Origin of the sequence: Bacillus sp. IS1, from assembly GCF_032461585.1 — a bacterium.
In the GTDB taxonomy this organism is placed as follows: domain Bacteria; phylum Bacillota; class Bacilli; order Bacillales; family Bacillaceae; genus Bacillus; species Bacillus velezensis.
The window spans coordinates 910828-920997 of sequence record NZ_JAWCWR010000002.1 but is presented as its reverse complement, the minus strand read 5'-3'; the positions used below and the strand labels follow the sequence as shown (position 1 = coordinate 920997).

The window sequence follows — 10170 nt, the reverse complement described above, 5'->3', positions numbered from 1 at the left end:
CCTTTATAAATAATCTGCGTTCGGCAAGACTTTTTGAGATCGGGAAGAAAGAAGTCTCCACCACTCTTCCAGCGTCGGGTTCTCCGCCAGTTCCACAAACGTCACTTCAGCTCCGTCACGGCGCCATTGTTCGACAAGGCTCATGATTCTGACGGAGTCAAGACCTCTGTCCAGCAGGTCTTCATGATCCGGAATATCAGACGGTGATTCTTGAAGAATCGCCGCAATTTGTTCCCGCACCCGGTCTTTTGTCAATACGGCGGAAACCTTCTCTTCTCCTTCAGAAACCGGCGCGCCGCCCAGCAGCTCCAGTACTTCGTTTGTCAAAGCCGTGTAAGCGCAGCGCTGAGACGCATATTCGATGGCCATCTTATGTTTTTCTGAAGAAAAATCAGCAACGGCGTCTCCGATAAAGAAGCTTTGGATATCATCCATAAATGCTTCACAGGCTGTGACGAGACAGCCGATGTGTGCATAAATTCCCGTAATCATGAGCTGGTCTCTGCCGCTTTCACGCATGATCTCAAGGAGATTCGTCCGTTTAAACGCGCTGTATCTCCACTTTGTGAGGACAATGTCCTGATCATCCGGGGCAAGCTCCGGAATGACCTTTTCTTCATAAGGCCCGCTTTTTAGCCCCGGCCCCCAAAAATCCGTCAGCAGCGCGCGGTCCGCCGGGTCTTGGCTGCCCGGCTGCGCGGTATACACCACCGGAATGCCGAGTGCTTTGCATTGCTCTTTTATTTTTTTGATATTCTGAGCCGCCTCCGTGATCGGAGCCTCACCTTTCGCAAAAGCATCGACGAAATAATTCTGCATGTCATGGATCAGAAGCACCGCGCGTTTCGGATTCAGCGTCCACGATACTTTATTTTCAGGCATATCTGACGCTGTCGGCAGCGCATATGCGGGAATAGACGGTATAGCCAATGTAAACACTTCCTTTTTTTAAGATTGTTTGATTTCAGCCGGCTTTACTTTTTGGGCGATCGTTTCGCGAAGATCCTTTTTACTGACCTTGCCGACGCCGGTTTTCGGGAAAGAAGCGATAAATTCAATCCGGTCGGGGATTTTATATGCCGCCAATCCGCGCTCACGTAAAAATGCTTTCAGCTCTCCCGGTTTCGGCGCTTCTCCTTTCGGGATGACGAACACACAGGATCGCTCCCCGAGAAAATCATCCGGCATTGAAACCATGGCCGCATCATGAACGGCAGGATGCGCAAGAAGGTGATTTTCCACCTCCTCAGCGGCTATTTTTTCACCGCCCCGATTGATTTGATCTTTCGCACGTCCTTCGACGATGATATAGCCGTCCGCCGTCAGTTTAACGATATCGCCGGTCTGATAAAATCCGTCGGCTGTGAATGATCTTTCATTATGTTCTGGCGCTTTATAATATCCGCGAATCGTGTAAGGGCCGCGTGTAAACAAATGTCCTGCTTCACCAGGGGCGACATCCCGCCCGTCATCGTCTAAAACCCTGACCTCATCAAAAGGTGACATCGGTCTGCCTTGCGTATTGACTATGATCTCTTCAGGATCATCCAGTCTCGTATAATTCACCAATCCTTCCGCCATTCCGAAAACCTGCTGGAGGGTGCATCCGAAAGCGCTCTTTACACGGCGGGCCGCCTCAGCGCTGAATTTGGCGCCTCCCACCTGCAGCACTTGAAGGCTTGATAAATCATCACTTCGCGAACCGGATGCGTCCATCCACACCATCGCAAGCGGCGGGACGAGCGCTGTAATCGTGACACGTTCTTTTTCAATTAACGGGAAGCAGTCATCCGGACTCGGCGTCGGTGACAGAACGACCCGGCCTCCGGCATATAAAGTTCCCAGCACACCTGGCGAGCTGAGCGGATAATTATGCGCTGTCGGCAGAGCGGCCAAATAAACGCTGTGATGATCCAAGCCGCATATTTCCGCGCTGATGCGCAAACTGTATATGTAATCGTCGTGTGTTCGCGGAATCAGCTTGGACAGCCCCGTACTGCCTCCTGAAAGCTGTAAAAAGGCGACTTCCGCCGGGCTTACTTCTTCCAGCTGAACAGGCTCTCTATGCAGGCTGCTCAGTTCTTGAAACTCTTCAGCTTCGCCGGCCACAATGACATGCGCTAAATCCGGAAGTTTGTCTTTCACCTGTCTGGCAAGCGCTCTGTAATCAAAACCTGAATGCATATCAGGAATGATGTATGCTTTCGCCTCTGCAAACTCGCAGAAATACGTAATCTCACTGCTTCTATGAGAAGGCAGCGCGAAAACGGGCAGTGCTCCGAGGCGGAACAGCGCGAAAATCACTTCAAAAAACTCAGCGATATTCGGCAGCTGAACGACAACGCGGTCTTCCTTTTGAATTCCGAGCTTATGCAGTCCCGCCGCTAAACGATCGGCCCTTTCATCTAATTCTTTGTAGCTCCAATGTACATCTTTACACGTCACGGCAGTTTGATTTCCGTATAAAGCCGCGCGCTCTTTCAGCATTCCTCCGAACGTCTCACCCTTCCAGCAGCCGTCTTTTCGGTATTTGTCAGCCCATTCTTCCGGCCATGGCGTAAATCCAGTCAGCACGATCCGTTCCCTCCTTTTTTACAACTCATCTTGGTAAAGCCCCATCGCCCGGAGCATGGTGCGGAATTTGGCCGAGGTCTCGTCCAGTTCATCCTGCGGCTTTGATCCGGCGACAATCCCGGCACCCGCAAAGAGCCGGAGAGACCTTGTTTCCGCTTCGGCGCAGCGGAGTGCGATAATCCATTCTCCGTCACCCTCAGCATCACACCAGCCCGCCATTCCCGTGTAGAAATTGCGGTCAAACGGCTCAATATCCTGAATCGCTTCTCTCGCCGCATCCGTCGGCGTTCCGCATACCGCGGGTGTCGGATGCAGGGCGATGGCCAGCTCAAGTGATGTCGTTGACGGATCACGCAGCTCTCCCTTTACCTCGGTGGACAGGTGCCACATCGCCTCAGTTTTAATGAGTGACGGTTTTTCCGGCACATCAAGCACACGGCAGAACGGTTTAAGGGCGGCGGCCACGGCGGCCACGACTACGGCATGTTCATGCAGATCTTTTGCTGATTGCAGCAGTTCTTCCGCTCTTCTCTGATCCTCGGCGGGATCTGTGCTGCGAGGTCTGGAACCTGCCAGCGGATTGGACAGAATTGATGTTCCGTTTTTGGACAGCAGCAGTTCAGGACTTGCGCCGAAAAGCGTTTTTCTTGTTTCTGACGTTCCCGTCACATCCGCAGCGAATGTATAGCCGCGCGGGTTGTGCTGCGCCAAATGCTTGACGGCCTGAGGAATGTCGATATCCTTTTCAGCGGTCAGATGAAGCGTCCTTGACAGCACGATTTTGCTGAGCGGACCGTCCGTAATGTTGAATACGCCTTGTTCCACACCGCTCATAAAGCCCTCAGGCTCCGGAACGGGACAGATGTCATATGTATTGGATTGCGGCTTTTCTGCGGAAGATACCGCAAACGAAAGCGGGCCTGCCGTATGGACATTCTTCGGTACAAAAAGCCGGGAAGCTTTTCTGCTGTCAAAAGGAATGGCGCCGGCCGCAATCGGATGTTTGATACCGGCTTGCTTTGCCTCAAGAAGCGTCTGTCTCACGCGTTCAGGCAGTGAATCCAGCTGATTTTCCGCGTCTGTATCAGGCACTTCCGCAAACATTCCTTCCGCAAGCATCGTACTTTTCGGGGAAGCTAAAAAGAACGCCCCGGGCTTGTAAGCGTCCAGCACCTCTTTTGCTGACACTTCCGCCAATAAATGTTGATTTGTCATGTTTGTCCCTCCTTCTCGTTAAATCAAACGCCTAAAGTAGCGCCGCCATCAACGCATAAATCATGCATCGTAATATGGTTTGCCTGTTCAGAAGCCAGAAACAAAACGGCATTTGCAATATCAGAAGGCTTCGCCAGCTTTTGAAGCGGAATTCCCGTTTTATATGTATCAAGCGAACCTCTGATGACGTCCCGGGCTCCGTTCTCGTCCTGCCACAGCGCCCGCTGCATGTCGGTTTCCGTTGAACCCGGAGATACGATGTTGCAGCGGATATGATGGGCCGCAAGCTCCAGTCCGAGGCATTTCGTAAACATGACGGCAGCCGCTTTTGACGCCGCATAAGCCGCCATGGAAGCACGCGGAACGCCGGCTGCATTCGAACCGACCGTAACGATGGCGCCTTTTTGACGCTCAATCATGTACCGGCTTACAGCCCGCGATACATGAAAAACGCCGGTCGTATTAACAGAAAATGTTTGATCCCAATCTTCATCACTGAGGGATTGCACCGGACCCGGCCGCAGCACGCCCGCAACGTTCGCCAATATTTCAATAGGCCCCATGTCGCGTTCAACGGCGGCGATGATATCATTGACAGCCGCACTGTCAGATACATCTGCGGCAAACCCCTGCGCCTGCACTTCTTTTTTCCGAAGTCTGTCAGTAAGCCCGAGAAGCAGGTCTTCATTTGTATCTATAGCTGCCACATTTACGCCTTGTTCAGCAAGGGCAAGCGCTGTTGCTTCTCCGATGCCTTGAGCGGCGCCGGTGACAACGGCCGTTTTCCCTTTCATTCCCAATGCGTCCATATTATCATTCCCTTTCTATATTGATAATGATTATCATTATCAATTATGATTCAAGACAATCATATCCAAATCAAAACACGCAGTCAATTAGAAAATTAGAATCAGCCGCATTTAGTTCGAAGGGCCTGTTTTTTCTCATGCGGGAGAATACGGGGTATGCGGCCCTCCCGGATTCAGGCAGAAACGCAGGGCTCTGCTGATTAAAACGGGCAGGACAGAAATATGGCCTTCTCCTTCAAACTCGCTGTATTCAGCACGGACTCCTTCATCTTCAAACCCGGATAATAAAGAGTACAGCGCCTCTGCGTGCTGCGGGATTCTGCTTTTATGTGTTTTTTCAATTTCTCCCGCAGCCAGCAATACGCTGACTTGAAGATTTTCCGCAGAGAGCCGGTCTGACAAACGTTCCGCTTTTTCCTGAATAAAACGCTTGTTCCAGTGAATTGACGGACTCCCGGCAACATAGGTCTGAAACATGTCCGGCCTCGTCAAAAGCACTTGCAGCACAAAAAGACCGCCCAGCGAATGGCCGAAAATCGTCTGCCTGCCTCTGTCGATCGGATAATCCCGCTCCATCGCGGGCTTTACTTCATCTTCTATAAAACTCAGAAACGCTTCCGCCCCTCCCTGTTCGGGCCATGCCGCGCCGCGCGGATGCACCGGCAGTTCTGATTCAGAAAGCGGCATCGTAAAATCACTGTGACGTTCGGCGGAAAACGGCTGATCTGTCGGGTAGCCGATTCCGACAATCACCGCCGGAACAACGCCTGTTTTTTCAGGCCGTCGGCTTTGCACCCGCAAAGCTTCGGCCATTGTGCCGAACACGGAATTCGCATCGAGCAGGTATATGACGGGGAAGCCGGATGCAGGCGGTTCTTCCTGAGGAAAAGAGACAAAGATACGATACGTACGGCCTCCTTTTGAGCGCATTTCTCTTACTTCTGTGCCCGGAACCGCGTATCGGCCGGCCGGCGCGAAACCCCGCTTTATTTGTTTTCCGTCCATTATGTGTTCATCCCCTTTGCGGCAATTGCTTTATCTTTGCTTATTGATAATGATTTTCAATATCAAAAGACACCTCAAATAATAGGTTTTTTGCCAAACAAAGTCAATGGATTTTTGATATAAAAAAAGCACCTTATTTCAATAAGGTACCTAAGAACTATATAGTGATAGGAGGCTTAATCCCATGTAAAGCGCTCATTCTTCCATGGATCTCCCCTCATATGGTAGCCGTTTTTCTCCCAAAAGCCGGGGTGGTTTTCCTTTGTAAACTGAATGCCGCGCAGCCATTTTGCGCTTTTCCAAAAATAAAGATGGGGGAAAACGCCTCTGAGCGGATAGCCGTGCTCTGGCGTTAACGGCTCGCCGTTATGCGCATATGCCAGCAGGGATGTTTCCCGCGTAAAATCAGAAAGCGGCAGGTTGGCCGTCCAGCCCTCTTCAGCGTGCAGAATGACGAATCCCGCTTCTTTGTGCACGCCCGCTTTCTCAGCGATGTCTTTGGCGCATATTCCCTGCCAGATATTATCAAGACGGGACCAGCCCGTGACGCAATGAATATCATTTTTCACTTCGGCTTCCGGAAAGGCTTTGATATCTTCAAAGCTTAACAGCATAGGACGGTCAACAAGTCCGTACACTTGCAGATTCCATTTTGACATATCTTCATAATAAGGAACATTTCCGGCGTGAAGCACGGGAAACTTCGTTGTGACATTTTGGTTTGGCGGAATCCGTTCCGACTGTTTTGTTTGTTTCGTTTTCCCAAAAAACATATGGCTCCCTCCATTTAGTAAACCTGAATTAAATCTTTGTTGACAATCAATCACCCTTCGATTACGCTAATCTGGTACAAGTGTAAGGGGGAAAAACAAATGAAACAACGCAACCTTCGCGCGGGCGATATGGCGCTTATCGGCATGTTTGCCGCACTGATGGCCGTCGGCGCCAACATTACATCAATGGCTCCTTTTTTGCAAGTTGCGGGAATTCCGTTATCGCTGCAGCCTTTCTTTTGTCTGTTAGCCGCGATGCTTCTCGGCGCCAGACGGGCAGCCATTGCAATGACGGTATACGCATTGGCCGGACTCGCGGGTGCGCCTGTTTTCGCTCAATTCTCAGCAGGCTTTGCGCCGTTTATCGGAAAGAGCGGCGGATTTATTCTCGCTTACATCCCGGCGGCATTTGCAGCCGGATGGCTGCTGGAAAAAACAAAAAAACCCGGCCGCCTGCATTATGCATGGGCCTCTTTGATCGGTACCGCCGTCATTTATATCATTGGCACGACCTATACGTATATTGCGCTGAAATTATGGCTTCATGCTCCGATCAGCTACGGAATGGCCTGGTTTTACATGATATGGTTTTTCATAAAAGATATCGTTTTAGCACTGTTACTGGCATCAATCGCGCCTGCCGTTTACAGGTCTATTCATAAAGCGACGGGGTTCAGCAGAAATCCGGCGTAAGATGTTCTCAGCATACAAAAAGGCTCCCCTTTCCGGGAGCCTTTTTTTTACAGGACAAGCGCGGCAATCCAGCCGAATATCACAAGCGGAATGTTATAGAAAATAAATGTCGGTACGCACGTATCCCATATGTGGTGGTGCTGTCCGTCGGCGCTGAGGCCTGAAGTCGGTCCGAGCGTACTGTCACTTGCAGGAGAACCCGCATCACCGACCGCGGCGGCCGCTCCGATTACGGCGATCGTCGCCATCGGGCTGAATCCGAGCTGAGCGCACAGCGGAACGAATATGGTCGTAATGACGGGTACGGTTGCAAATGATGATCCGATTCCCATCGTGATTAATAAACCGACCACCAGCATCAGGAGCGCGCCTACTGATTGACTGTGACCGATAAAGCCTGTTGATGCTTTGACCAAGGAAGCCACATCGCCCGTTTTATTCAATACATTTGAAAAACCGGCCGCAACAAGCATGACAAACCCGATAAAAGCCATCAGAATCATACCGTCCGTGATCAGCTTATCCGCTTCATTGCGCTTCATGACTCCGCTGATAAACAGCGTAAACAAGCCGGCAAGCGCGCCCATGATCATACCTTCCACTCCGAGCACTTGTGACAGATAGAGCTGAACGGCAAGCGACACGGCAATGGAGATCAAGGCGATGGCAATGCTTTTTTTCGTATAAGGAGAAGACGATAGTCCGGCAATCTCCTTCGTCTCATATTTCTTCGGTTTCCGGAAGACGATGACGGCTAAAATTAAACCGACCGCCATCCCGGCCGTCGGGATGATTAAAGCATACGGGATATCACTGAGCGGCACCTTTAAACCGGCTGACGCCATATTATCTCTCAGCATCCCCTGGAAAATCTGTCCGAATCCGACAGGCAGAACGATATACGGCGCAGTCAGTCCGAATGTCATCACACACGCGATCAGCCTGCGGTCTATTTCAAGTTCATTAAATATTTTTAAAAGCGGCGGAATCAATACAGGAATAAACGCAATATGAACGGGCACCACGTTTTGCGAGAAACAGGATATGATTAAAATAATCAGTACGATTAATACTTTTGACAGTGCTTTTTTCCGCGAATCTTCCTTTTTTCCGATTAGTTTGACAGACGCTTCCACCATTGCATCGGGAAGCCCCGTCTTTGTCAGCGCCGCGGCAAATGCTCCGAGCAGCGCGTAGCTGACCGCGACGGTGGCATTTCCGCCGAGACCGTCCGTAAAAGCCTTCACCGTCTCTCCGAGGCCTAAGCCGCCGGTCAGCCCGCCGGCAAGCGCGCCGATCATTAAAGCTATAATAATATTGACACGCAGCAGGCTTAAGACGAGCATGAGCAATACTGCGACAACAACAGCATTCATTGATGAGTCCCTCCAAAAATCCTTTAGTTTGCTAATGTAGTAGATAATTAAAGTTACCATAGATTCTGCGCTTTAGTCAACTAAAGATTTTGGAAATCAAAAAACCCGCTGCATCAAGGCAGCGGGATGCTGTTATCTTTCGGGCGTAAACCGCTCAGTCAAAACAGCCAACGTCCTTGCCATGACGCCTGTTGCGCCGGCAGGGCCGAAGCATGTCGCTTTATTCGCCGTCGCGGTTCCCGCAATATCGAGATGAACCCACGGCGTGTTTTCCGCGAATTCACCAATGAATGCCCCCGCCATAATCGCGTGGCCTTCTCTTCCCGGAGAATTGTTCAAATCAGCCATCTGACTGTTTCTCACCCGTTTTTTATCCTTTTCTGTAATCGGAAGCTGCCAGATCGGCTCGCCGGATTCTTTCGCCGATTCCGCCACCTGTTCATAAAACGCGGCGTGATTAGTCATAGCGCCCGTCATTTCGTTCCCTAAGGCGACAATGACACCGCCCGTTAACGTTGCGACGTCTACGAGGACAGAGGCTCCGTGCTGCTTGGCGTATGTGATGCCGTCGGCAAGCACGAGACGCCCTTCCGCATCGGTGTTCAGGATCTCAATGGTTTTTCCGCTGAGCGAAACGATGACATCATCCGGCTTCATCGCATCGGACGAAATCATGTTGTCCGTAGACGGTATGACGGCGAGCACGTTTTGTTCAGGCCGCAGTTCGCCGATAATCTCCATCGCGCCCAATACCGAGGCGGCCCCTCCCATATCGCTTTTCATGCCGACAATGCCGGTTTTCGGCTTAATTGAATATCCGCCCGTATCAAAGGTAATTCCTTTACCGACCAGGCCGATGACGTCTTCCCACTGATCTTTGCCCTGATACTTCAGAACGATCATTTTCGGCGGTTCGGATGAGCCCTTGTTAACGGCAAGCAGCCCGCCCATGCCGAGCTCTTCCATTTCATCTTTTTCTAAAATTTCACACTCGAAATCGTATTTCGCCGCAAGCTCGGCGGCATATGACGCCAAATCAGTGGCCGTCAGCATATTACCCGGCATATTCACAAGCGTGCGGGCTGAATTCGTCCCTTGGCCGTATGCCGCTCCGACGTTCAGGCCGGCCTGCACTTCCCTCAGGTCTTCTTCGGTCACGGCGCAGACTGATTTCAGTTCCTGATCCGGCTCATTCGATTTATGTTTATAATCCTGCACTTCGTAAACCGCAAGCAGACAGCTTTCTGAAAGCGCATGAGCGGCATCGGCGGCAGGCACTTCACCGGAGACGAATGTATCGAGCAACACGGATACTTCCTGTTTTTTATCTTGATGAATCTGCTGAAATACTCGTGCAAAGCATTCTTTCGTATCTTCAAACGAATAATCCGCTTCTCTTCCCAGACCGATAAAATAAATACGTTTCATACCGGTCGCAGCCGGAGGGTATACTTTTGATACACGATTGCGTTTGGCGGACACATCACCATCCTTTAACAGCTGGGTCAGATGACCGTCCAATTTATCATCCAATTCCTTCGTAAATCCGTTCAGCGTGCTTTTTTGAAAAAGACCGATGACCAGTGTTTCGGGATGCCGCAGTTGATCAGATGCATAAAACATGAGTACACACTCCTTATGTGGGTATTTGTTATGTAAAGTGGTATAATGAAAAAACATTTTTCATTGATTTTATTTTACCAAACTAAGGGCGTTTTCTGCAGT

General features: G+C 50.7%; 9 protein-coding genes. 1 reads left to right on the top strand and 8 read right to left on the bottom strand.

Features of this window, described 5'->3' with window-relative positions:
• Positions 1-3: 3 nt before the first annotated feature.
• The 6 genes from RUW00_RS12725 to RUW00_RS12700 form a co-directional block, all read right to left on the bottom strand.
• The gene (locus tag RUW00_RS12725) at positions 4-930 is read right to left on the bottom strand and encodes an isochorismatase (RefSeq protein WP_072176762.1); all 927 of its coding nucleotides are present in this window, start codon (positions 928-930) and stop codon (positions 4-6) included.
• An 18-nt stretch (positions 931-948) separates the two neighbouring features.
• Positions 949-2574, bottom strand: coding sequence for a (2,3-dihydroxybenzoyl)adenylate synthase (locus tag RUW00_RS12720; protein WP_280144589.1), 1626 nt, complete (start codon positions 2572-2574; stop codon positions 949-951).
• A gap of 18 nt (positions 2575-2592) precedes the next feature.
• Complete coding sequence (gene dhbC, locus RUW00_RS12715) at positions 2593-3789, bottom strand: isochorismate synthase DhbC (RefSeq protein ID WP_021495377.1); 1197 nt, start codon at positions 3787-3789, stop codon at positions 2593-2595.
• A 23-nt stretch (positions 3790-3812) separates the two neighbouring features.
• Positions 3813-4598, bottom strand: a complete 786-nt coding sequence (locus RUW00_RS12710) for a 2,3-dihydro-2,3-dihydroxybenzoate dehydrogenase (RefSeq protein ID WP_025650209.1) — start codon at positions 4596-4598, stop codon at positions 3813-3815.
• A 135-nt stretch (positions 4599-4733) separates the two neighbouring features.
• Positions 4734-5603: an alpha/beta hydrolase gene (locus RUW00_RS12705; protein WP_123117423.1), complete on the bottom strand. Its 870-nt coding sequence runs from the start codon at positions 5601-5603 to the stop codon at positions 4734-4736.
• Positions 5604-5779: 176 nt separating this feature from the next.
• The gene (locus tag RUW00_RS12700) at positions 5780-6376 is read right to left on the bottom strand and encodes a sulfite oxidase-like oxidoreductase (protein ID WP_280144590.1); all 597 of its coding nucleotides are present in this window, start codon (positions 6374-6376) and stop codon (positions 5780-5782) included.
• Between the two features lie 99 nt (positions 6377-6475).
• On the opposite strand from RUW00_RS12700, the gene RUW00_RS12695 reads away from it, so the two are divergent.
• Positions 6476-7069 carry a biotin transporter BioY gene (locus RUW00_RS12695; RefSeq protein WP_007408702.1) on the top strand — a complete coding sequence of 198 codons (594 nt, stop codon included), beginning with the start codon at positions 6476-6478 and terminating at the stop codon, positions 7067-7069.
• A gap of 47 nt (positions 7070-7116) precedes the next feature.
• On the opposite strand, the gene RUW00_RS12690 is transcribed toward RUW00_RS12695, so the two are convergent.
• Positions 7117-8445: a Na+/H+ antiporter NhaC family protein gene (locus RUW00_RS12690; RefSeq protein ID WP_022553722.1), complete on the bottom strand. Its 1329-nt coding sequence runs from the start codon at positions 8443-8445 to the stop codon at positions 7117-7119.
• A 132-nt stretch (positions 8446-8577) separates the two neighbouring features.
• Positions 8578-10068, bottom strand: a complete 1491-nt coding sequence (locus tag RUW00_RS12685) for a leucyl aminopeptidase (RefSeq protein WP_007613484.1) — start codon at positions 10066-10068, stop codon at positions 8578-8580.
• Positions 10069-10170: the final 102 nt, after the last annotated feature.

What these genes read in the sequence shown, in the direction of transcription:
- RUW00_RS12690 (WP_022553722.1), bottom strand. Translation starts at nt 8,445, where the DNA reads ATGAATGCTGTTGTTGTCGCAGTATTGCTCATGCTCGTCTTAAGCCTG.
- RUW00_RS12705 (WP_123117423.1), bottom strand. Translation starts at nt 5,603, where the DNA reads ATGGACGGAAAACAAATAAAGCGGGGTTTCGCGCCGGCCGGCCGATAC.
- RUW00_RS12685 (WP_007613484.1), bottom strand. Translation starts at nt 10,068, where the DNA reads ATGTTTTATGCATCTGATCAACTGCGGCATCCCGAAACACTGGTCATC.
- RUW00_RS12695 (WP_007408702.1), top strand. Translation starts at nt 6,476, where the DNA reads ATGAAACAACGCAACCTTCGCGCGGGCGATATGGCGCTTATCGGCATG.
- dhbC (WP_021495377.1), bottom strand. Translation starts at nt 3,789, where the DNA reads ATGACAAATCAACATTTATTGGCGGAAGTGTCAGCAAAAGAGGTGCTG.
- RUW00_RS12710 (WP_025650209.1), bottom strand. Translation starts at nt 4,598, where the DNA reads ATGGACGCATTGGGAATGAAAGGGAAAACGGCCGTTGTCACCGGCGCC.
- RUW00_RS12700 (WP_280144590.1), bottom strand. Translation starts at nt 6,376, where the DNA reads ATGTTTTTTGGGAAAACGAAACAAACAAAACAGTCGGAACGGATTCCG.